The sequence below is a fragment of the Acetobacterium wieringae genome, assembly GCF_001766835.1.
Lineage (GTDB): Bacteria > Bacillota > Clostridia > Eubacteriales > Eubacteriaceae > Acetobacterium > Acetobacterium wieringae.
Genome location: NZ_LKEU01000042.1, coordinates 37267 through 60462 on the forward strand (window position 1 = coordinate 37267; position 23196 = coordinate 60462).

Sequence of the window (23196 nt, forward strand, 5' to 3'; positions counted from 1 at the left end):
TAATAAAAAGGAGAATTTAATGAAAATAGCAATACCTGCAGATGAAAAAGTTTTGGCGAGTGAAGTATGCATGTCTTTCGGAAGAGCTCCCTATTTTTACATTTATGAGACCACGACAAAAATGGGTGATTTCATTGAAAATGCTGCCGCCAGCAGTCCTGGCGGGGCGGGGGTTAAAGCGGCCCAGATCGTTGTCGATAGCCACGCTGATATCTTAATCACTCCACGATGTGGTGAAAACGCCGCTGAGGTTTTTAAAGCGACGAAACTGGAAATTTATAAAAGCACGCTGGGCTCGATTCAGAATAACATCGATGCGTATATGGATAACAAACTGGCTGTCCTCGACCAGTTTCACGCAGGGTTTCATGGGGTTGGCGGAAACTAAGTCATGAAAACGCAATTGATTAACGGTGTATCCCAGGGAACCCTTGGTATTATTTCACGCAAAGTTGGTGACAAGAAAATCGTTGCGCAAATCCTTCAGAATGAGTTTACAGCGGTTGGTTTGTGTCAGGGGGATGTGGTCAGAATGCTGGTAGCCAGTGACATTGCCGAAAAAACGTCTGACGTTGTTGTCACTGAAATCTCAGGGGTTTGTCCACAACATATCATTTGTCTGGCAATTCTGGGTGATGTAACCTCAGTGGAAGCAGCCTTGAAAGCCATAGAAAGTAGGTTGATGAGTAAGTGAAATTAGCAGTGCTCAGCGGCAAAGGCGGAACCGGAAAAACCCTGGTATCTGTCAATCTGGCAGCTGTGGCAAAAAATTCCGTTTATGTCGATTGTGATGTCGAAGAGCCAAACGGACATTTGTTTTTTAAACCGGTGGAGATAAAGAAGGAAAAGGTCAGCATCAAAATACCTGTTGTTGACGAAGATCTTTGTCTGGGGTGCCGGAAATGTGTCGACTTTTGTAAATTCAACGCCCTCGCCGCCATTATCAACAAGTTAATTGTTTTTGATGATATTTGTCACTCATGCGGGGGTTGCATCATGCTTTGTCCAAGCCACGCTTTGACCGAAATGGACAAGGTCATTGGAGAAATAAATAGTGGTATTTCCGAAAAGGTCAAGGTGATTTCCGGTATTTTAAATACGGGTGAAGCATCGGGAATACCCATTATCAAAGAATTGCTGAGTAAAATATCAGCGGAAGAAAAGATGACAGTGATCGACTGTCCGCCTGGCAGTGCCTGCATTGTGATGGAAAGCATCCGGGACGTTGATTATTGTATTTTAGTGGCAGAACCGACAGTATTTGGCCTGCACAATCTGGCCCTGGTTTATCAGCTGGTGAAGCTGTTTAATAAACCCCATGGTGTTGTCATCAATAAATGGATGGCCGGTGAAAATCTGATTGAACGGTTTTGTAGCGACAATCAGATCACGGTATTAGACAAAATTCCTTTTGAGAGTGAACTGGGAACAATTAATTCTGATGGGGAAATTGCGGCAAAAAGCGAAAAATACTATGGTTTATTCTCGGAGTTGCTAAAAACAGTCGTTAAGGAGGTGGAACATGAAACAGTTACTCATTCTTAGCGGTAAAGGTGGCACCGGAAAAACAACCCTGGCCAGTGCATTTATCAAGATGGCTCAGGCAAAAGTATATGCAGATTGTGATGTCGATGCGCCTAATTTGCATCTGGTTTTAAGGCAGTCGGTAAAGCCGCAGGTAAAAGATTTTTTCGGGATGCCAAAAGCCGAAATCAATCCCACGCTGTGCGCCAAGTGCCATCGCTGCCTGGAACATTGCCGTTTTGAGGCGATCGCAGTCAATGATGATGTCTACCGGGTTGATTCATTTGCCTGTGAAGGCTGCGGCGTTTGTGAAATGGTTTGTCCAGTCCGGGCGATCAGTCTAAAACCGCATATTGCCGGTGAATTGATGCTGTATGACAATAAAGAGAGTCTCTTTTCCACCGCTTTGCTTAAAATGGGCAGTGGAACATCGGGGATGCTGGTCACCGAAGTGAAGAAGCAAATGAAGTCGGTTGATGTTGGCGCTGCTTTGGCAATCATTGACGGATCACCGGGAATTGGTTGTCCGGTGATTGCATCGATCAGTGGGGTGGATTTGGTGCTGATTGTTGCGGAGCCATCGGTTTCCGGGATCAGTGATTTGGAACGGATCATTAAAACGGCACAGACCTTTCATACGAAAACCGCTGTCTGTGTCAACAAATTCGATACCAATTTGAAAAAAACTGAAGCGATTATTGCGTATTGTAAAGAACAGGGCATTCCCTATATGGGTAACATTCCTTATGATGAAAATGCTGTTAAAGCTATCAATCAGGGCTTGACCATTGTGGATATCGTATGTGATGCAGGCTTGGCAGCCCAGGAAGTATTTAATAAGACGATGCAAATAGTGTTATAAGTGAATACTTATGCAAAATTATTAAAAAAATTGAACAAAATTAAAAAGAAAACGGAGAAGATATAATGAAAATAGCAGTAGCAAGTGATAATGGTATGGTTTCAGGACATTTTGGACATTGTGAGAGTTTTATGATTTATGATACAGTAGATGGCAAGGTGGTAAAAACTGAAGCAGTTCCCAATCCGGGGCATCGACCAGGGTTTTTACCCCTATTCTTAAATGATCAGGGCGTCAACGTCATTATTTCTGGCGGCATGGGCGGCGGGGCAGTTGATATTTTCAATGAAAAAAATATTGAAGTCATCACCGGTGCCCAGGGAAAAGCAGAAGATCTAGTTGATCGTTATTTGTTGGGAGAATTGAAATCTACCGGTTCGGTCTGCCATGAGCATCAACATCATGACGAGTGTGGTCAATAATTAAGGTCAGTTTAATTTTCAGTATCTCCAAATAATAAAATCAGGATTGATTCGCAGTGCATCATTTTATTTAAATGCCTTAAAAAGTATCGGTCAAATTTAGATCGTTATTGACATATGCTGTTAATGTATTATAATGTTTTTGTTAATCGCATATGTCAGTAACAATGCGAATCAATCAGTAACGATAATTTGGAGGAAGATTATGAAAATTGCATTACCAACTCGTGAGAATTATATTGATGGCCATTTTGGTCACTGTGAGTATTATACGGTGTTTACCATTGATGACAGCAGCAAAGAGATATTAAGTCAGGAGACCATTGCTTCCCCTCAAGGTTGCGGCTGTAAATCCAATATTGCTACCACGCTGGCCGAAATGGGTGTCAGTCTGTTGCTTGCCGGCAATATGGGTGAAGGGGCAGTCAATGTCTTGCGTCGAGCGGGCATCGAAGTGGTTCGGGGATGTTCCGGGGATGTCAAAGAAGTGGCATTGAGCTGGTTGGCCGGATCCGTAATGGATTCTGGCGAAATGTGTCATGCCCACGAAGCGGGCCATGAATGTCAGCACTAAGCCCTTATAAAAACAGTTTTGATAAGGAGTATTAAGCGATGCCCAGACCTGTAAAATGGAAAAAAGTCTGTTGTTTGCCGGAAACGGATTTATTTGGACCCCTTAACGCCAAAAATACAGAAGAGGGTGTCATCACTATGACGGTTGAGGAGTATGAAACCATCCGTCTGATTGACCTGGAAGGGCTGCTTCAGGAAGAATGTGCCGAAAGTATGCATGTGGCACGAACAACGGTTCAAAAAATATATAACGATGCCCGCAAAAAACTGGCCGATGCGTTGGTTAACGGCAATGTCTTAAAGATCGAAGGCGGAAATTATAAGCTGTGCGAAGAAGGCCAGGAAACCTACGGCTGCAGCCGCTGCCGCAAACGTCGGGGCAATGGCCGTTGTGATCAGACGCAGATTTAAAAATCAATATAGCAAACAATAGGCAATTGCGAAACTGGGTGCAAAGTTCACGCTATTTTGGAATTGCCTGTAGCAAACAATTGAAAGAGGAGAATTTTTATGAGTGAAGATTGTAGTCAATCCTGTGGGACTTGCGGCGAAGAATGTGCCGATCGAAAAGTTGATTTTTCCGAGCAGCCTCATGAACTAAGTAAGATAAAAAAAGTTATTGGTGTCGTCAGTGGCAAGGGTGGCGTTGGTAAATCGATGGTAACCTCGCTGATGGCGGTAAGCATGAAGCGACAGGGATATAATACCGCCATTCTTGATGCCGATATTACCGGTCCGTCAATTCCCAAAGCCTTTGGCATCAAAGAAAAAGCCATGCCTTCAGAATTGGGATTGTTTCCGATCACCAGTAAAACCGGGATTGAAATCATGTCAATTAATCTGTTGCTGGAAAATGATACCGATCCGGTAGTCTGGCGCGGCCCGATTATTGCCAACACCGTTAAGCAGTTCTGGACCGATGTGATCTGGGGCGATGTCGACTATATGTTTGTCGATATGCCACCAGGAACCGGCGATGTGCCATTAACGGTATTTCAATCGCTGCCAGTGGATGGTATTATTATTGTCACCTCACCCCAGGAGTTGGTTTCGATGATTGTTGCCAAAGCCGTCAACATGGCCAAGATGATGAACATACCAGTAATTGGTTTGGTGGAAAACATGTCTTACTTTGAATGTCCGGACTGCGACAAAAAGCACTACTTATTTGGCGAAAGTCGGATTGAAGAAGTGGCCAAACAGTATGGCATCGAGGTTGTCGCCAAAATGCCGATTGATTCTTCGCTGGCTGGCGGCTGTGATAAAGGTCTGATTGAGTTATTTGAGAATAATTGGCTGGATCCGATCGTTAAGACACTGGAAAAAAGTGAACAAGCAGATGCGTTGTTTGTGCCGGAATTTGCCAATCAGGATGTCCCGGCTCAGACGGGGAGTCGAGTTTAATAAACCGTTTATAGAATCATGAAAAAAACTAATTATTGACAAATGTTATTAATTAGGGTAAACTAACGTCAACTCAATCGTGTTATAAAAATAAGCCAATAAGGCATATACTTCTTGAAAGAAGTTGTGTTTTGTTGGCTTTTTTTTGAAAAAATTGAAAGCAGGTATTGTTATGAATGAATCAAAAACAAAAAATCTTGTAGGAACAGGTCTTTGTATGGCCTTAGGGCTCTTACTTCCTCAGTTGTTTCACGCCATTGGAGCTGGTACCGTATTTTTACCTATGCATATTCCCGTTTTACTTTGTGGTCTTTGCTTTGGGTGGCAGTATGGTTTGATCTGTGGGGTCATTACGCCCTTATTGTCTTCAATTTTAACCGGGATGCCGCCCATTTTTCCGGTGGGATTAACGATGATGTTTGAACTTGCGGCTTATGGCGCTTTAACGGGTCTTTTGTACCGGAAATTTAATTTAAACATCTATATTGCTTTAATTGGTTCCATGCTGGCTGGGCGCATCGTTTCAGGACTTGCTTCGACTCTTTTTTATGGTATGGCGGGAAAAGAATACGGATTACAACTCTTTTTAACCGGAGCTTTTGTGACGTCGATACCCGGTATTATACTGCAAATCATCATTATCCCATTATTGGTCATTGCTTTGGAAAAAGGTCGTGTTGTTACACAGCCGATAAAATTAAGTGCATAGGAGTGTTCCAATGAATCATTGTCAATCAACGAAAGAATATTTTAATAGCATTGCAAATAAGTGGGACACGATGTGCCATCATGATTCCGAAAAAATATCGGCAATTCTAACTTTGGCAAATATTAAGAAAGATAGTCGTGTTCTGGATATTGCTACCGGGACTGGGGTGCTGATACCGCATTTACTAAAGACGGAACCTACTGAAGTTAAGGCTATCGATCTTTCAGAATTAATGATCGCACAGGCGCAAAAAAATCATGATGACAATCAGGTTCGATTTCAAGTGGCTAATTTTTACGAGTTCGATCAAACTGGATTTGATTTTGCAATCGCCTATAGTGCATATCCTCACTTTTGGGATAAGGAAGGGTTTGTCCGGCATCTTGCTGAGAGTTTGAATTCTCAGGGTCGTTTTATGATTGCTCACAGTGAAAGCAAAGAAACAATTAATGGTAGACATTCTGGAGATCAAGTCCGAAAAGTTTCAGCTTCGCTAAAAGATGCGATGACCGAGTCCAATTACTTTAAAGCCGCATTTGATATTGACATTCTTGTTGATACGGATGAAATGTATATTATTTCCGGGAAAAAGAAATAAACCACAGTAATCCATTAGAAAACATTTCTTTGTCTGAATTAGAAGTTGCTTTTGTAAAAATGACCTGGATACAAGCTATATCTGTGATACAGTTTGTATCCAGTTTTTTAGATTGTCATACAATTTATTTTATTTTCTAGAGTAGCTATATAGCGTATCCCAATAGTGCTTAATGTGTGTTCACGGCGCATGATATAACCAGCGTGTAAAATCTGATTGTGTTCTGAAAACTCGATTGCCTGAATCTCGTTTAATTTTGAGTGCATCTTGTCACCATCACTGTTGGTCAGATCCGGACCGATACTGAAACAATCGGTGCCGCGAACCAGGGCGATTTTGGTGCAGCGGTCAATCACATGTATATTTTTATCGAGGATTTCATTGAACAAAATTTCTTCGGAAAAATGAAGCAGATTGTCGTCGCCCTGATCATAGGTTACAAAGGGGTAGGGTTTCAGCTCATCAAGAGTGAGTGAGTCTTTTTGGGCGAGGGGATGCAGTTTTCTAAGAAAAACATAGGATTTGATTTTCCCCAGAATATGAAAAGCGAGATTACTGGTATCCAAAAGTTTTTGCATGGTATTCAGGTAATGATCATTGATGCACATGACGCCGATTTCGCTGCGGCGGGTGGCGACATCGTGGATGACCTCATGGGTTGGACCTTCCCGAATGGCAATATCATAGCGATCCAAGCCGATTTCATCGATGATCTTGATAAACGACATGGTCGAAAAGGGCAGCCGCTGGGTGGAGACGGAAAAGCGCATCGGGATCGATTTCTGATGCTGGTAACGTCGTTCCAGATATTCGGCCTGTTCGACGATATCCCGGGCATGGTTCAGATAATCCTGACCTTCATAGGTTAATTCAACGCCGCGACTGTTCCGCTTGAATAATTGAATACCCAGGCTTAGCTCCACTTCCTTAATTGCAGTCGATAAGGTGGATTGGGAAATATAAAGCGCTTTGGCTGCCGCCGAAATCGACTGATGCCTTGAAATTTCGATCATATATTTCATGTTTTGTAGTGAAATCATCGCGTTCCTCCTGTTTTTTTATTCCTATACTATCAAAAATATTGATAGCTGGCAATTGGAAATTAGAAGACCTGGGCTAATTGTTTGAGCTTCTTACTTGTGATATAATACGTCTCAATTGAATAACAAAGTGTAGTATGAAAATCGGTTAAAATCCGATGCGGTACCGCCACTGTAAAAGTGAGCCGCTGTAAATTGATCAACACTGGAAAGAAATTTCTGGGAAGTTGTTACAGCCGGCGATGATCTTAAGCCAGGATGCTTCTATATTTTGTGATAACCAAGCCTAACGGATTATTGGGCGAGGAATTTATTTTTTATAATAAAACTCTTCTGTTTAATAATTCAGAAGAGTTTTTTTTATTGGAGGGAAAATGAATCTAGACAACAAACGGATCGCATTTTATGGCAAGGGCGGGATTGGTAAATCGACGATTGCTGCCAATGTATCGGCAGCGCTGTCAAAGGCTGGTAAAAAGGTCCTCCATATCGGCTGTGATCCAAAATCGGACTCGACCCGGATTCTGATGAAGCGACGGATTCCCACCGTCTTGAAAACACTCAAGGAAAAAGGGGAGCAGCTGAATCAAGCAGATATTTTGTTTACGGGGGTCTACGGTGTCACCTGTGTTGAAGCCGGCGGCCCGGAACCAGGGGTTGGTTGTGCCGGGATGGGTATTTCGGCGGTGATCGAGACCCTGGAAAAGCTGGACGTCTTTACGATGGACTGGGATCTGATTGTCTATGATGTGCTGGGTGATGTGGTCTGTGGTGGTTTTTCGATTCCGATGCGTAGGCAATGTGTTGATGCGGTTTATATTGTGACCTCGTCGGAATTTATGTCGTTGTACGCCGCCAATAATATTTTAAAGGGCATTGCGCACTACGAAACCCCGGCCCAAAAACTATTTGGCGGTTTTATCCATAATCGTTGGATGTCTCAAACCGATAAAGAGGTGGTTGATCAGTTTATCCAAATGACCGACAGCCGTCTGATTGCCTCAATTGAACAAAACCAGGCGATTAAGCTGGCCGAGTATCAAAGAAATACCATGATTGAGGCCGATCCTCAGGCTTCCCTTTCACAGGTTATTAAGACCTTGGGGAAGGATCTGTTTTGGGAGGTTCCAGCCTGTAATTCCCGTCCCCTTGATGATGACGCAATGGAAGCCCTCTTTGATTTTGTTTCCGCAAAGAACCAGGAAATCAGCAGATGAGCAGTATTACCATTGAAGCGTCGGTCTATAATTTAGGTGATATGGAATTGGCCAAACGAATTTTTGAGATACCGGACACCTTAGTAGTAGCCATCGGACCGCCAGCCTGTATTCGCATTTTATACTTCAGGGCCTTGGAATGCGGGCACTTGTCCAAGCTCAAACTCATACCCATTGGTGCATTGGATTACACCTTTGGGGATTATCTGAAAAAAATCAAGGGAGCTATTGCAGCGGCGTTACAAAAAACCTGCTATCAGGGTATTATTCTCTATGTTTCATGCCCCGATCTGCTTTGCCAAACTGATTTTGACAGGATGGTTCAGGAACTTGATAATCCCCGGCAGATACCGGTCGAGATTTTCAAACGTGGTCCCATGGAGAAACGAAAAACCAGCCCATCCCAACGTTTGGATAAGATTGCAGTAAAAATCGCGGACTTTGTTAAGACCCAGCCGCTGGTATTCTCAAAAAATGAAGCGGTTTGTGAGTTGCCGCCGCTGGCCGCAGATTATACGGGAGTACTTTCTTTATTCCCCGATGATCCGGCTGTTTGTCAGTTTTTGATGACCGGCTCCGGCTGCGCAAACTGTCCCAGTTCCATTGATAAATTGAATCACAATCCGTTTATTTTTTCCCGCTTTGATGACTTGCAGGCGGTTTATGGCTGCACAAATGACATCGGTGAAGCCATTACAAAGCACTTTCAAATGCACCACCAAACCAAAGAGAGTGAATTATTGCTATCCATTGGCACACCGGTTACCTATATGACCGGGATGAATGATCATTCTTTACAAGGCTGTGATCTGTTTACGACAACCGCTAGGATTGAGACCAACGGTTTTCAGACCGCCGAAGAAGGGGTAGCCAGGGCCCTGTTAAAAATCGCCAAAGCGACGCTTAAACAAGTTGAAACCCGCAAAAAACGGATCAATCTTATTGGCTATAATCCATTTTTATTTGGCAAAAGGCAACACTTTCATGAAATTGAAACCTGCCTGACATCCCTGGGCTATACGGTCTGCTTTCTCGGTTACGAGAGTCTGGATTCGTTTAAAACGGCAGCAGAAGCTGAGTTGAATCTCGTTTTTTCCAGGCACGGTCTGAGTTTGGCAAAATGGATGGCGGAGATGTTTGCAATACCTTATCATTTTGCGATGCCGATCGGCCTTGAAGGTTTTAATCAATGGCTGAAAGCCGTTGGCGCATTGTTAAAAACAGGGATCCCGGAATCCTATTACGTAAATAACGAGCCGCAGCCATTCCCGAACATTCGAGTGCTGCTACTGGGCGAAAATGAAATCCTGGATCAGCTTGAAACAGCAATCCCAAATGATTTTGGGATTCCAACCATTCGGGCAAGCAAAATTACGGATCAGGAATTATCGCAAATGACGGTTACCCACATCATTGCTGATCCGCTTTATCAAAATAGAATCAACATGATGTCATATCAATTTATTCCCATGCCCTATCCCAGCCTCAGCGGTAATACGTATATAGAGTTGGAGTATCAATACATGGGACAAACAGGCTATGCTTATTTAAAGCGTTTCTTTGTAAATGAAGTAACGGCTTAAATTAAGAATAAAATAAAAATACTGAGGAGTAGAAGAGATGAAAAAAAGAGTGTTATTGGTTATCTGTATCGGTCTGATTATGTGTATCGCCATGGCCGGCTGTGGCAGTCAGACCAAGGAGTCGGAAAGTAAAACACCCGAAAAACGGACAGCGGTAGTGGATCAAGGTGGTAATGAGGTGCAATTACCGGAAACCATCACCAAGGTTGCCATTACCCCGATTCCCTGGGCGTCAGCGATGTGGACCATTGACGGCGGCAGCGAGCGGATCGTATCGATTAATCCCAGCGCAATGGCTCAATATAAGGCCAGCTTCATGCCCACCCTTGATCCGGCTTTTGCCGCTATTTCAACCGCTGAAATCACCAAAGACTTTGCCATCAATGTGGAAGCCTTGATGAACTTAAAGCCGGAGATCGCCTTTATCTGGAATGATCAGACAGCTGAAGCGGAACAATTAAAAGCGGTTGGGATTACCCCGGTCATGTTGAATTATGCAGAAAACCTGGACGACTTAAAAAAAGATCTGCTGCTGGTTGGTCAGGTCTTGGGTAAAGAAGAAGCAGCTGAAAAACTGACGGCTTATCATACCGAAGTCGAAAATTATTTTATCGACAAAAAAGCAAAACTTGATACCGTGACAAAAAAGAAAGTGTTGTATTTACAGAACAGTAAACTCAGCGTGGCCGGGGCAAAAAATATCAATAATTATCTGCTTCAATTAACCGGTGGCGTCAATGTTGCATCCGGACTCGATAAAAAATGGTCAGAAGTGAATATGGAGCAAATTATGGAATGGAATCCGGAAATCATCTATCTGTCAAATTTTGATGAAACAATGCCGGAAGACCTGTATCAAAATAAAATAGAAGGTCAGGATTGGAGTAACATCGATGCAGTAAAAAATCACCGGGTTTATAAAACACCAGTCGGAATCTTGCGTTATGATGCCCCCTGTGTGGAAACACCACTGATGCTTAAGTGGATGGGAAGTATTCAACAACCGGAGTTATTTAAAGATTACGATCTCCGTAAAGATCTGAAAGCCTTTTATAAAGAGTTCTTTTCCTATGATCTGACCGATGAAAATATTGATACGATTTTGAAAGTCGATGCAAATAATTAAGTCGGCCAATCGCAAAATCAGAAAGTTGTTATAAATGTTAAAAAATATCAGTTTTCAAGAAAAACACTTGCTTAAAGAAAAACGCTTGAATTTTTCAGCTTTGCTGGTGCTGCTAGTCGTTATTTTAGGAACCCTGGTGATTGTTTCATTATGCATGGGACGCTTTCCCATTTCAATACCAGAAGTCATCCATGTGCTGGTGGCTAACATTTTACCGCTGCCGCAAGTTGGGGACGCAAATGTGGAGAGTGTGGTCATGACGCTGCGTTTCCCCCGGGTGATGGCAGCGATTCTGGTGGGTGGTTCATTGGCCTTGTCGGGGGCGGTGTATCAGGGGGTTTTTCAAAACCCCCTGGTTTCCCCGGATTTACTGGGGGTGTCTTCCGGCGCCTGTGTCGGAGCCGCCATTGCGATTTTAATCGGGATTGGCACCTTTGGTATTCAGATTGGGGCCTTTGTCGGCGGTATTCTGGCGGTGGCGTTGACAACAACGGCACCGAAGCTGATTAAAAACAGTTCCAATATGATGCTGGTGATGTCAGGGATTATTGTCGGGGGATTGATGAGCTCAATCATGGGGATCATCAAATATATTGCTGATCCGGAAACCGAACTGGCTGAAATAACCTATTGGCAGATGGGCAGTATTGCCAAGGTGTTGCCAAAGAGTATCCTGATGGTGGCACCGGCGATGATTGTGGCAATCATTATTATCATGATTCTGCGTTGGAAAATCAATGTGTTGTCATTAGGCGAGACGGAAGCCCGAAGCCTGGGGATCAATGTGAAAACCACCCGACGGATTGTCATTATCGGTGCCACCTTGTTAACGGCCAGTTCTGTTTGTATCAGCGGAACAATCGGCTGGGTTGGTCTGGTGGTGCCGCATCTGGGGCGATTGATGGTCGGCCCCAACAATATGAAATTATTGCCGGTTTCTTTCGTTTTGGGAGGAATCTTTTTGCTGATGATTGACACCATTGCCAGAACCATCACCAGCGCCGAACTGCCGCTGAGTATCTTAACCGGTTTGATTGGCGCGCCATTCTATTTTTATCTGTTAAAAAAAGAGAGGATGAATCTGTCATGAATTTAAGGATCGCTAAACTGGGCTTTGCCTATCCCAACGGCAAACAGATTTTTACAGAGGTTGATTTCAGTCTGAAAAAGGGCGAAATATTCACCATCTTGGGGCCCAACGGTGCTGGAAAATCGACCTTGCTGAATTGCATCGGCAATCTGAGTGAGCCGACACAAGGGGGAATCTTTTTAGAAAAGGATAATATTAAAGATTTGACACTGTGCCAGTTTGCTAAGCGGGTTGCCTATGTGACCCAGATCCACCAGCCGACCTATGCCTTTACCGTTGAAGAATTTGTTGCCATGGGCCGAACCCCCTATTTAAGTGCCTTTAAAAAACTGGGGCATCAGGATCAGCGGATGATTGAAGAAGCCATGGAACTGGTCAGGATCACCCATCTTAGGAGCAAAGCCTATACGCAGATAAGCGGTGGGGAACGACAGCTGGTAACCATTGCCAGAGCCATTGCCCAGGAACCGGACTTTATTTTACTGGATGAACCCACCGCCCATCTGGATTTCGGGAATCAGATCAGAACCATGAAGCTGGTTAAAAAATTGTCGGATCGCGGCTATGGCATTATTATGACAACCCATAATCCGGATCAGGTGTTTTTTATTGGTGGTCGAGTCGGGGTGCTTAATCGCTCGGGGGTCTTTGAAATCGGCGTGGTGGATCAGTATTTATCCGAAGATTTGTTAAGCCGTCTCTACAATGAACCGGTCCATCTATTTTACTCAAATCAACTGCATCGTAATATCTGTACTGCTGGGGCTTAGATATTTAGATTTGGGGCAGGGATATGATTTTTATACTAATTTCACAATATGTTATTGACAAATGTTAATAATTAGGGTAAACTAACGTCAACTCAATCGTGTGATAAAAATAAGCCAATGAGGCATGTACTTCTTGAAAGAAGTTGTGTTTTGTTGGCTTTTTTTGTAGAGGCGAATTAACAGAATTTTAAGGCAATTGCTCAGATCCGATTTGAAATAGGGGCTGTCACTTTTGAAAAGTGTCGTAGCAGTAAAGTGTCTTTGGAGTAGTGGTTTACAAAAACAGTTTAATATTGATGTCAATTATGTGTCTGAAGACTCACTTATGTGGGTCTTTTATTTTTTGAAAATTTAAGGAGAAAAGAAAAATGAATCAGGAATTATGGGAAAAATCAGTTGAATTTCATGGACATCATTGTCCTGGGTTGGCCATTGGCGTCAGAGCTTCACAGGAAGCGATTAAGGCACTCAACATCTCTTTTTCAGAAGATGAAGATGTGGTGTGTATCACCGAAAACGATGCCTGCGGTGTTGATGGGGTGCAGGTTATTTTAGGCTGCAGCGTGGGAAAAGGCAATCTGTTGTTTAGAAATCGGGGGAAACAGGCTTTTACTTTTTTTAATCGCAACAGTGGCGAAAAAATCCGTCTGGTTTTAAAAGCTTTGCCGGAAATGGAACGGGATGAAATGGAAGCCTTCATTTTAAACGAGCCTGATGCCAGCAAGATCTTTGATTTTAAAACCCCGGATTATGACCTGCCGGAACGGGCCCGGATTTTTCAAAGTGTGATCTGCGAGGAATGCGGTGAAAAAACGGCCGAGCATATGATCCGGCTGGAAAACGGCAAGAAAGTTTGTGTTGATTGCTCGAATCCCTATACCCGAGGTTTTTAATTAATTTTTGAGTGGGAAATGCAGTGAGTTGAAAGAGGAGAAAAGTAATGAAAAATAGAATAAAAAAAGTGGCGATCATTTTGTTAAGTTTAGTGATGATGGTATCTTTTGCGGCCTGCAGCAATGCAAAAGCAGATGATACCGAAAGTAAAGAAGTAGAGGCCACCACAAAGGTAGTAACCGACAGCCTCGGCCGTCAGGTGGAAGTGCCAGCCGAAATTGACAGTGTTGGTTCCCTTGGGGTGATGCGGCTGTTAACCTACATGGATGCCGTTGATCTGGTTAAAGGTGGAACTGATATGGACAATGTTCAGGTGTTAACCCGTCCTTATACCCTGGTTAATCCAAATTTTGCCAGTTTAACGCAAATTGGGCAGGGTGGTTCCGGTGGTATTGTTCCTTTTGACGAAGAAATCGTTAAGTTGGCACCCGATGTCATTTTTGTCGTGTCGGATTATACCCAGTCTGATGAGTTGCAGGCAAAAACCGGTATTCCGGTGGTGGCCGTAGCCAGCCCCGGCTTATTTGATGGAAAAATGAGTGCCTCCATGGATCTAATTGGTCAGGTATTGGGCAAAGAAGATCGGGCCAAGGAAGTCAATGAGTATATGGATCAGGCACAAAAAGATCTCAATGACCGCACCAAAGATATTCCGGAAGCCAGTCGACCCAGTGTTTATAATGGCGCTCTGAATTTCAAAGGCAAACACGGCTTTGACGGCACCAGCGGGAATTATGGCCCCTTTGTGGCCATCAATGCCAATAACGTGGTCGACCAAACCGGTCAAAAATCGGCCTTCTCCATTGACCTTGAACAGGTTCTGGCCTGGAATCCGGAGATCATTTTCCTGAATCCGGAAAATATGGATCTGGTCAACGAACAATACACCCAGAACCCGGATTTCTTTAATTCCTTTCAGGCGGTTCAGAATAACAAGGTTTACACCCAATTGGCATATAATAATAACTACACCAATGTCGAAATTGCCCTGGCCGATGCCTATTATGCCGGTACCATTATTTATCCCGATAAATTTAAAGATGTCAATATTGAAAAGAAAGCCGATGAAATTTTTGAGTTTCTGCTGGGCGAAAAATTATATGCTAAATATACGGCAGCGGGACAGGGCTTTGGTCCACTGACAATTGGAAAATAATGGTTAATCAAAAAAAGACAGCCTGCGGCGTCAACTATGATCAATACATCTACCGTAAGATTCTGACGATCGTGATTCTGGTGATACTGACATTTCTAACCGCACTTTTTGCGATCACCGCCGGTTCGGCTGATATTCCGGTTACCGAAGTGTTAAAGGCCTTATTCGGTTTGGGTGCCGCCAAAAATGTACTGGTTACCGTCAACATCCGCCTGCCCCGGATTCTGATGGCCATCGTCGGCGGGATTGGTTTGGCAGCGGCTGGCTGTGTCATGCAGAGTATCTTAAAAAATCCGTTGGCATCAGCATCCACCCTGGGGATCTCCCAGGGTGCTTCCTTCGGGGCCGCCATTGCCATTACCTTCCTGGGTGGGGGCACCGTCATGGGGAACACTGCCGATGCGGTGACCGTCAACAACCCCTATTTAACCAGTATCTGCGCTTTTATTACCTCGATGTTTGTCACTTTTGTGATTTTGGGTTTATCGAAAGCCCGCAAGGCATCTCCTGAAACTATGATTCTAGCCGGGGTGGCCCTCAGTTCCTTGTTTGCTGGTGCTACGGCGCTACTGCAGTACTTTTCCTCAGATGTTCAGATGGCCGCCATTGTCTTTTGGACTTTTGGCGATCTGGGCCGGGCCAGTATGCAAAATATCCAGGTGGCGGCAATAGTGACGGCCGGAGCGCTGATTTATTTCATGTTTAACCGCTGGAACTACAACGCCCTGGAATGTGGCGAACATACCGCCACCGGCTTGGGGGTTAATGTCTCCCGGGTACGGCTGATTGGGATGACGGTCGCTTCGCTGACGGCGGCGACGATTGTATCCTTTGTCGGGATCATCAACTTTATTGGTCTGATTGCCCCCCATATCATGCGGCGCTTTGTTGGCAATGATTACCGTTATCTACTGCCGGCTTCAGCCCTGATGGGGGCGCTGATGCTATTGATTAGCGATACCTTTGCCCGGTTAATTATTTCACCGGTCATTCTGCCCATCGGAGCCATTACTTCATTCCTGGGGGCTCCGCTATTCTTATATCTGATATTTAAAGGAGTGAGTCACAATGCTGAAAATTGATGCTTTGGAATTTGGTTATCGATCCAACCGCAAAATTCTGGATCGCATTGAATTTGATGTTGCTAATGGCGAATGCGTCGCAATTCTGGGAAATAACGGGGCGGGCAAAAGCACCATGCTAAAGTGTCTGAATAAGATTATCGCACCTCAAAAAGGCCGGGTCGTCGTCAATGAGGTCGATATTCTCAGGATGACCCGCCTGGACATTGCCAAAAATACTGCCTATGTTGCCCAGAAAAGTGAAGGGAGTCAAATAACGGCTTATGATGCTATTTTATTAGGGCGCAAACCCTATATTAAACTGGCGCCGAAAAAAGAAGATTACGAAATAGTTGAAACGATTATTGCCAGTATGGGATTGGAACAATTATCACTGCGTTATATCGATGAGTTAAGCGGCGGTGAACTGCAAAAGGTGATGATTGCCCGGGCTCTGGCCCAGGAACCGAAAGTGCTGCTGCTTGATGAGCCCACCAGCTGCCTGGATTTAAAGAACCAGCTGGAGGTACTAAAGCTGATTCAGAATATTACCAAAGAAAAAGAGATAGCGGTGGTCATTGTCATCCACGATTTAAATTTGGCGCTGCGATACTGTGACAGGTTTCTCTTCTTAAAAGACAGTGAAATTTTCTGTTACGGTGGTTTGGACATAATGACCTCCGAAAACATTGGCGCAGTCTATCAGGTGCCGGTGGTTGTGGAATCCTATCAAAATCAGAAAGTCGTGATCCCTTTAACGTAAAAAGAAAAGCTCTGGTTTGCATGTTGAATCAGAGTTTTTTTTATTGCCGTTGAGCTAAATAATACGATTGTCGCCTTTGAAGAATTCTGATAAAATGAATAAAAAACCAAAAGGAGGGCTGTTCTTATGTCAGCATTCAAAAACACCGCACCGGTCGTCTGGTTATTGATAGCCATTGCCGTATTTATTGGCGGCATGATTATGCTTTTAGACGTGAAATTGGCTTGGGATATTATTATCACCGGCATATCGATTATGTTAGTCGTCGTGGGAATAATGTACCTGTCAGCCATTTTTTTAAAAAAAGACGAAAGTAGGCTAAAGGAGTTGGGGATCGGGTTATTATGCCTGTTTGGGGGCATTTTTACCTACGCCAACCCGCAATTTTTGAAAGTTCCGTTCAGCTTTGTCATTGGTATGCTGGGGATCATTATCGGTTGTTTTGTTTTAATCAGTAGTTTGAAACTTAAGAGCGATGGAGCGCCCTGGGGCTGGACCATGCTGGTGGCCCTGGTTTATATCGGGCTGGGTATTGACATGGCTTTTTTTGCCACCACCGGCCGGATTTTTGGCATCATTTTTGGAGTTTATCTGATTTTCTTCGCTTTTAATATCTTCGGCGATGCGCTGGTCAGTTTAATGAAACACAATAGCGGTGCTCAAAAAGCCAAGAAGCACATGCGCGTCTCCCTGCCGTTGGTATTTGCGGCTTTTTTACCGATGCGGATGTTAAAAAAGGTCAATCAACTGGTTGAAGAAGAACCGGATGCGCTGTTGTTATTGGAAGACCACAGCATAGAAAGAACTACCGATATGGAAATATTTATCCACACCAGAGAAGGGTTGATTCCGGGAATGGGTCATGTGGATGCTTCAATTGGGGAGTGTGTTTACAGTTATGGCAATTATGATGATTCCACCTGGAAATTAGGAGGATTCTTAGCTGATGGTGTGTTGGTGGAGATGCCTAAAGAGGAACATGTAAAACAAGCCCTGAAAGTTGAAAAGAAAATTTTAATGGGATATGGTTTGTCGCTGACTCCGGAACAAAAAAGCGGGGTTCAGGAACAACTGGAAAAATTGCTTTCGCAAACAATGCCCTGGGAACCCAAAGCAGAACAGGCCGATAAAGGTGAAATAGCAGGCGAGCCGAGAGATTTTTCCGATGTTTCCAGTCAGCTTTATAATGATGCCAAAGCAAGTTTTTATAAATTCAAACAGGGCAATGAATTTAAAACCTATTACGCCCTGGGAACCAATTGTGTTAAGCTGGTCGATACCATTGTCGGTAAAACCGGGATTGACCTGATCAAGGTCAATGGCATCATCACCCCCGGCGCCTATCTCGATTATCTGGATCGGCTTTATGACCGCGGCGATTCGATTGTGGTTTCCCGCACGCTTTATCAGGATATCGAAAATAATATGGCAAAAGATAACCGTGTCAGTTCGGTGTAAAAGTTGTGAAACCGTGCAATTAAATGTTACAGCAGTTTGAAATGGTTATTGGTGTATTCAATGATGCCTTCTTTCTGAAGCTTGGAAAGCACCCGGGATAAGGCAGAGCGATCCACACATAAAAAATCGGCCAGCTCATTGCGGCTAAAGGGAATCTCAAAAGCGAGGTTTCCTTTTTTTTCGGCCTGCAGCGACAAATAGGAGAGGACCTTGTCCTGAATGGTTCGACGGGATAACAGTTGATTTTTATTACTCAGCAGAATGTTTTTTCGGGCCAGAATTTTTAGCAGATTTTCGATAAGCTGATTGTGAAAAATGCAGGAGTTGGGGCAGGTATTGATAATCCGTTCGATGCCCAGAAACATAACACTGGCGTTGGTCTTGGCAAGCACAGTTACGGGGCTTTCTTTAACCCCGGCACTGGCAAAGGCTTCGCCGAAAATATGGCTGGGGCTCAGTTCGGTAAGAATCGAGCGATTGCCATAATAATCCTCTTGAATAACCTGAACTTCTCCCGATAGAATAACCCCGACTGCGGGAACTGGTTGGCCGGTTAGCAGGATGATTTCCCCCCGATCATAGGTTTTTACCTCACCACCGAGACACTGCAGCATGGCTTCGAGATTTTCATCAATGCCATCAAATAGTTTAACTTTTCTTAAGACTTCGATATTTTTATCCATATTTTCCCTTTGTGTTGCATATGCAACGGTAGTTTTGGGTAGATTATATTATGATTAGCTCAAGAAATCAATACATGATATTTCAAGGAGGAAAAAAAGATGATCCGAAAAATAATTTCGATAGATGAACAAAAATGTAATGGTTGTGGCTTATGTGCCGAAGCCTGCCACGAAGGCGCCATTGGTATGGTGGATGGGGTGGCCAAGCTACTGCGCGATGACTACTGCGATGGATTGGGGGATTGCCTGCCCAGCTGTCCCACTGGGGCGATTACCTTTGTGGAACGGGAAGCAGCTGCCTATGACGAAGCTGCCGTGCTGGAAAATATGAAAAAGAAAGAAATGGCTCAAAACAGTGGCGAGAAAAAAGCTGGTGGTTGCCCCGGAACGCATGCAAAAACGATTGTCCGGGAAAGTGCAGCAGCGGATGATGGTTTGGAACCACTGGCCTGTGGGTGTCCGGGCTCCTCGTCCAAGGCGATTGTTCGAGAGTCAGCAACAGCGCCGGAATCAACGGCATCGGCTGCTCCGGAGTCACAATTGCGACAATGGCCAGTGCAGATTAAATTAGCACCGGTTAATGCCCCCTATTTCAATGGTTCACATCTGCTGATTGCGGCAGATTGTACCGCCTATGCCTATGCGGATTTCCATAATCGCTTTATTAAAAATAAAATCACATTGATTGGATGTCCAAAACTGGATGCCGTTGACTATGCTGACAAGCTGACGGAAATAATAAAGCTTAATGACATCAAAAGTGTGACAGTGGTGCGGATGGAAGTTCCCTGTTGCGGTGGTATAACAGCAGCCGTGACCACGGCTCTTCAGAATTCCGGAAAAATGATTCCCTGGCAGGTGCTAACCGTCACAACAGACGGAAAAGTGCTGGAAAATGTCTAAAATACCATCGTAAAAAAACAACGAATTACAGAAACGGGTGGAGACATTATCCATGTGGTTTCGGCAAAAGAACAATCCATGAAGCATTTGATTGATATTTTTCTGCTGCCGTGGAAGTCTCTCACGATGAATGAACACGGATTTGTTTTCAATAAGTGACCTACTGATAAAAATTTGTCCTCAAATTTATTGCCTAAAAAATACGGCCATATCCCGAATCTCCGGGGATATGGCTTTTTTTCGATCAGAATAAACAAAGGAAGGACCATGGCAATGAGAAATTAAATGAATTTCAGATCATGGAAGGTCAGATCCGATGCAAAAAAACGCAGGTCTTATCATGGTTTCGTAAACCTTTGCAAAAATTGTTTAGAAATATTTTGCAAAGGCCTTAATTTGTGCTTTAAGTGATAAAGTTATGTTGTAAAACCAGAATGATTATGATATGATAGCCCTGTCGATACATATATATACAAGTTGACAAAATACGAATTTTTCCTGTTGAAAAAACAGTGATAATAACATACACTGTTTAAAGAAAATTGACCGGGAAATGATAATGGAGGAAACATTATGGCTTTTAATATTGCAGTTGCAGGCAAAGGTGGCGTTGGCAAAACAAGTCTTACCGGTATGCTTATTGAATATTTAGTGGCAGAAGGTCTGGGTCCAATTTTAGCAGTGGATGCAGATGCCAATGCCAATCTTAACGAAGTGCTCGGAGAAGAGGTTGATCTTTCCATTGGAGAGATTAAAGAAGAAGTCAACCGGGCTGAAATGGAAGGTGTGCCACTACCTCCGGGTGTGACGAAAACCGATTTTTTAAGATTGCGATTGAATCAGGCAGTTGCTGAAGGCAACGGCTATGATCTGTTGGTTATGGGCCGTAGCCAGGGCGCTGGTTGCTATTGTTATGTAAACGGAATCTTAAAAACCCAACTTGATATGCTGGCGAGTAATTATCAATATATCATCGTTGATAACGAAGCCGGGATGGAGCATTTAAGCCGGGGAACTCTTGGAAGAATTGACATGCTGATTTTAGTCAGTGACTGCTCCCGTCGGGGGATTCAGGCAGTTGGTCGGATCAAGGAACTGGTTTCGGAACTGAAACTGAAAGTACCCGTGATCAAATTGATTGTCAATCGGGCACCCGATGGCATCTTAAACGAGGGAACCGCTGAAGAAATCGAAAAACAGGGTCTTGACCTGATTGGTGTTGTACCACTGGATCAAAATGTTTTTGAATATGACGCCTATGGCAAACCACTGGTTCAGCTGCCCGCTGATTCACCAGCGAAGATGGCTTTAAGAGATATTGTCAACAAATTGGAAATCATCAAGAATAATAAAAATAAATAAATATGATCGGGGCTGTTTATCAGCCCTTTCAGACGGAAACTGCGGAAAAGGGGAGATTGTTAAATGAGTAAGGTACGATTTATAATTAAAGGAAAAAGATCCGTTGATTTAGTGGCCGGTGAGGGTGAGAATCTGCTGGATGCGGCCAGAAGAGCTGGCGTCATGATCGATTCGCCCTGCAGCGGGAATGCCACCTGCGGCAAATGCAAGGTAAAAATTGTATCAGGACAGGTCAAAACAGAAAAAACCAGACATATTTCTGAGGAAGAAATGGCCAATGGGATCGTTCTTTCCTGCAATGCAACCATTATGGAAGATATCGAGGTGGAAGTACCGGATTTAGCATCTTCTTTTGTCAATGAAATGCAGATTACCGATCTTTCAAACAATGAAAATAAAAACATTAAATACGTTCGCAAGAAAATGATCAAAGAAGGCATGACCAATGCCAGTCGGCTCTGGTCAGAGATCATCCAATTGCCGTGCCCCAGCATTGAAGACAATAGCGCTGATGAAGATCGGCTAAAACTTTATTTTCAACAAAATCTGGGCTATGAAGACATCACCATTAGTCTGAATGTGATGAAAAAATTGCCGGATGCCTTTAGAAAAAAAGATTTTTTAATCGAAGTCGTCTATCTAAAGCGTCGGGAAGTGGCTGAAATTCTCGATGTTAAACCGGCAAATGGTGAGAAATCGGTGCTCTACGGCATTGCCTTGGATATTGGAACAACTTCCGTATCGGCCTGTCTGGTGGATATGAACACCAATGAAATCCTGACAAAAGCCTCAATGGGGAATGCTCAGGTTAAATACGGGGCAGATGTCATTAACCGGATCGTTTATTCGGAAAAACCCGGTGGACTGGAAAATCTGCGCCATGCCATTGTCGATGAGAGTATTAATAGTCTTATCGAAAAAATGGTGAAAACCGTCGGGATTAATAAAGAAGACATCTACGAGGTCTGTGCCGCCGGTAATACCACCATGAACCACTTGCTTTTGGGTTTAAATCCCGACTATTTAAGACGGGAGCCGTTTATCCCGGCGATTAATGATATCCCCGAAATGAAGTGTGCCGAACTGGGAATCAATGTAAATCCGGAAGGAAAAATTTATCTGGCTCCATCGGTGGCTAGCTACGTTGGCGGCGATATTACCGCTGGAGTCTTTGCAGTACCGGTATGGATGCGGGAAGACTTTACCATGCTGGTGGATCTGGGAACAAACGGTGAAATTGTCTTTGGCAACAAAGATTTCTTAATGACCTGTGCCTGTTCAGCTGGTCCGGCTTTTGAAGGCGGCGAAATCAGCTGTGGCACCCGGGCCGTACCCGGTGCCATCGAACAAGTTACCATCAATGAAGAAGATCTTAGGCCCTTTTATAATACCATTGGCCATGTCAGTCCGGTGGGAATTTGCGGATCAGGAATTATCGATCTGATTTGTGAAATGAAGCGAACCGGCATTATCAACGGCAAAGGTCGAATGGAACGGGATCTGAATCACCCGCGCATCAAATTTGACGAATACGGGATTGGTCAATATTATCTCTATTCTAAAGAATTGGATAATGGCTCTAAAGATATTTACATTACCGAAATTGATATTGACAGCTTTATCAAGGCCAAAGGAGCCGTGTTCTCGGCGATTTATATTTTAATGGAAAGCCTGGATATGCCCATTGATGTGCTGGAAAACATTTATGTTGCTGGTGGCATCGGCACGAATCTGGATATCACCAATGCCATTGCTCTGGGAATGCTGCCAGATATACCAGTCGATAAATATTTCTATATTGGCAACAGCTCGATGCAGGGGTGTTATCTGGCCCTGACCCTCAGTGAAGGAAAAGATAAGATCCGTGAGATCTCTCAAAATATGACGTACATGGAATTAAGCGTCCACCCGACCTATATGGATGAGTTTATCTCAGCTTGCTTTATTCCGCATACCAATATGAATTTATTTCCGTCTCTGGAAAACTGAAACAGGAGA

25 protein-coding genes and 1 riboswitch are annotated in these 23196 nt (G+C 43.8%); of the genes, 23 read left to right on the forward strand and 2 right to left on the reverse strand.

All coding sequences use genetic code 11. The annotated features are described in order from the left end of the window. The first annotated feature begins 19 nt into the window (after positions 1-19). The 10 genes from ACWI_RS15920 to ACWI_RS15965 all read left to right on the forward strand — a co-directional run bounded on the left by ACWI_RS15920 (position 20) and on the right by ACWI_RS15965 (position 6092). On the forward strand, positions 20-388 hold the full coding sequence (locus ACWI_RS15920; protein ID WP_070372435.1) for a NifB/NifX family molybdenum-iron cluster-binding protein: 369 nt from the start codon (positions 20-22) through the stop codon (positions 386-388). A gap of 3 nt (positions 389-391) precedes the next feature. Next, entirely contained in the window at positions 392-694 is a 303-nt protein-coding gene (locus tag ACWI_RS15925) for a BMC domain-containing protein (protein WP_070372436.1), read from the forward strand. Further along, positions 691-1545 carry a nucleotide-binding protein gene (locus ACWI_RS15930; RefSeq protein WP_070372437.1) on the forward strand — a complete coding sequence of 285 codons (855 nt, stop codon included), beginning with the start codon at positions 691-693 and terminating at the stop codon, positions 1543-1545. The genes ACWI_RS15925 and ACWI_RS15930 overlap by 4 nt, the downstream gene beginning before the upstream one ends. Next, a complete protein-coding gene (locus ACWI_RS15935) occupies positions 1523-2386 on the forward strand; it encodes an ATP-binding protein (RefSeq protein WP_070372438.1) in 864 nt (287 codons plus the stop codon). The genes ACWI_RS15930 and ACWI_RS15935 overlap by 23 nt, the downstream gene beginning before the upstream one ends. 62 nt (positions 2387-2448) lie before the next feature. Further along, positions 2449-2808 (forward strand): NifB/NifX family molybdenum-iron cluster-binding protein, encoded by a 360-nt coding sequence (locus ACWI_RS15940; protein WP_070372439.1) that lies wholly within the window; start codon positions 2449-2451, stop codon positions 2806-2808. Between the two features lie 205 nt (positions 2809-3013). Then, positions 3014-3382 carry a NifB/NifX family molybdenum-iron cluster-binding protein gene (locus tag ACWI_RS15945; protein ID WP_070372440.1) on the forward strand — a complete coding sequence of 123 codons (369 nt, stop codon included), beginning with the start codon at positions 3014-3016 and terminating at the stop codon, positions 3380-3382. A 38-nt stretch (positions 3383-3420) separates the two neighbouring features. Then, positions 3421-3792 carry a DUF134 domain-containing protein gene (locus tag ACWI_RS15950; protein ID WP_070372441.1) on the forward strand — a complete coding sequence of 124 codons (372 nt, stop codon included), beginning with the start codon at positions 3421-3423 and terminating at the stop codon, positions 3790-3792. A gap of 99 nt (positions 3793-3891) precedes the next feature. Beyond that, complete coding sequence (locus ACWI_RS15955) at positions 3892-4785, forward strand: Mrp/NBP35 family ATP-binding protein (protein WP_084633759.1); 894 nt, start codon at positions 3892-3894, stop codon at positions 4783-4785. Between the two features lie 172 nt (positions 4786-4957). Next, positions 4958-5494 (forward strand): ECF transporter S component, encoded by a 537-nt coding sequence (locus tag ACWI_RS15960; RefSeq protein ID WP_070372442.1) that lies wholly within the window; start codon positions 4958-4960, stop codon positions 5492-5494. 10 nt (positions 5495-5504) lie between these two features. Then, positions 5505-6092, forward strand: a complete 588-nt coding sequence (locus ACWI_RS15965; RefSeq protein ID WP_070372443.1) for a class I SAM-dependent methyltransferase — start codon at positions 5505-5507, stop codon at positions 6090-6092. Between the two features lie 107 nt (positions 6093-6199). Here ACWI_RS15965 and ACWI_RS15970 read toward each other — a convergent pair whose 3' ends face one another. Continuing rightward, the gene (locus ACWI_RS15970; RefSeq protein ID WP_070372444.1) at positions 6200-7132 is read right to left on the reverse strand and encodes a LysR family transcriptional regulator; all 933 of its coding nucleotides are present in this window, start codon (positions 7130-7132) and stop codon (positions 6200-6202) included. Between the two features lie 88 nt (positions 7133-7220). Continuing rightward, a riboswitch (cobalamin riboswitch) is annotated at positions 7221-7415 on the forward strand. Positions 7416-7506: 91 nt separating this feature from the next. Between ACWI_RS15970 and ACWI_RS15975 the strand changes: the two genes are divergently transcribed. The 10 genes from ACWI_RS15975 (at position 7507) to ACWI_RS16020 (ending at position 18250) form a co-directional block, all read left to right on the forward strand. Further along, positions 7507-8349, forward strand: coding sequence for a nucleotide-binding protein (locus tag ACWI_RS15975; protein ID WP_070372445.1), 843 nt, complete (start codon positions 7507-7509; stop codon positions 8347-8349). Then, the gene (locus ACWI_RS15980) at positions 8346-9932 is read left to right on the forward strand and encodes a nitrogenase component 1 (protein ID WP_070372446.1); all 1587 of its coding nucleotides are present in this window, start codon (positions 8346-8348) and stop codon (positions 9930-9932) included. The genes ACWI_RS15975 and ACWI_RS15980 overlap by 4 nt, the downstream gene beginning before the upstream one ends. A gap of 37 nt (positions 9933-9969) precedes the next feature. Beyond that, the gene (locus ACWI_RS15985) at positions 9970-11058 is read left to right on the forward strand and encodes an ABC transporter substrate-binding protein (protein WP_070372447.1); all 1089 of its coding nucleotides are present in this window, start codon (positions 9970-9972) and stop codon (positions 11056-11058) included. 34 nt (positions 11059-11092) lie between these two features. Then, on the forward strand, positions 11093-12148 hold the full coding sequence (locus tag ACWI_RS15990; protein WP_084633760.1) for a FecCD family ABC transporter permease: 1056 nt from the start codon (positions 11093-11095) through the stop codon (positions 12146-12148). Beyond that, positions 12145-12918, forward strand: a complete 774-nt coding sequence (locus ACWI_RS15995) for an ABC transporter ATP-binding protein (RefSeq protein WP_070372448.1) — start codon at positions 12145-12147, stop codon at positions 12916-12918. Before ACWI_RS15990 ends, ACWI_RS15995 begins: the two co-directional genes overlap by 4 nt. 368 nt (positions 12919-13286) lie before the next feature. Beyond that, positions 13287-13811: an FmdE family protein gene (locus tag ACWI_RS16000; protein WP_070372449.1), complete on the forward strand. Its 525-nt coding sequence runs from the start codon at positions 13287-13289 to the stop codon at positions 13809-13811. A 47-nt stretch (positions 13812-13858) separates the two neighbouring features. Next, positions 13859-14968, forward strand: a complete 1110-nt coding sequence (locus ACWI_RS16005) for an ABC transporter substrate-binding protein (RefSeq protein ID WP_070372450.1) — start codon at positions 13859-13861, stop codon at positions 14966-14968. Continuing rightward, a complete protein-coding gene (locus ACWI_RS16010) occupies positions 14968-16050 on the forward strand; it encodes a FecCD family ABC transporter permease (RefSeq protein WP_070372451.1) in 1083 nt (360 codons plus the stop codon). The genes ACWI_RS16005 and ACWI_RS16010 overlap by 1 nt, the downstream gene beginning before the upstream one ends. Beyond that, positions 16037-16792, forward strand: coding sequence for an ABC transporter ATP-binding protein (locus ACWI_RS16015; protein WP_070372452.1), 756 nt, complete (start codon positions 16037-16039; stop codon positions 16790-16792). Before ACWI_RS16010 ends, ACWI_RS16015 begins: the two co-directional genes overlap by 14 nt. Positions 16793-16918: 126 nt before the next feature. Further along, positions 16919-18250 carry an HdeD family acid-resistance protein gene (locus tag ACWI_RS16020; protein WP_070372453.1) on the forward strand — a complete coding sequence of 444 codons (1332 nt, stop codon included), beginning with the start codon at positions 16919-16921 and terminating at the stop codon, positions 18248-18250. Positions 18251-18276: 26 nt separating this feature from the next. Here ACWI_RS16020 and ACWI_RS16025 read toward each other — a convergent pair whose 3' ends face one another. Further along, positions 18277-18933 carry a Crp/Fnr family transcriptional regulator gene (locus tag ACWI_RS16025; protein WP_070372454.1) on the reverse strand — a complete coding sequence of 219 codons (657 nt, stop codon included), beginning with the start codon at positions 18931-18933 and terminating at the stop codon, positions 18277-18279. A gap of 99 nt (positions 18934-19032) precedes the next feature. Here ACWI_RS16025 and ACWI_RS16030 point away from each other — a divergent pair, with 99 nt between their 5' ends. The 3 genes from ACWI_RS16030 (at position 19033) to acsV (ending at position 23187) form a co-directional block, all read left to right on the forward strand. Beyond that, complete coding sequence (locus ACWI_RS16030; RefSeq protein ID WP_070372455.1) at positions 19033-19836, forward strand: ATP-binding protein; 804 nt, start codon at positions 19033-19035, stop codon at positions 19834-19836. 573 nt (positions 19837-20409) lie between these two features. Then, positions 20410-21198, forward strand: coding sequence for an ATP-binding protein (locus ACWI_RS16035; protein ID WP_070372456.1), 789 nt, complete (start codon positions 20410-20412; stop codon positions 21196-21198). Between the two features lie 63 nt (positions 21199-21261). Further along, positions 21262-23187 carry a corrinoid activation/regeneration protein AcsV gene (acsV, locus tag ACWI_RS16040; RefSeq protein WP_070372457.1) on the forward strand — a complete coding sequence of 642 codons (1926 nt, stop codon included), beginning with the start codon at positions 21262-21264 and terminating at the stop codon, positions 23185-23187. Positions 23188-23196 lie beyond the last annotated feature (9 nt).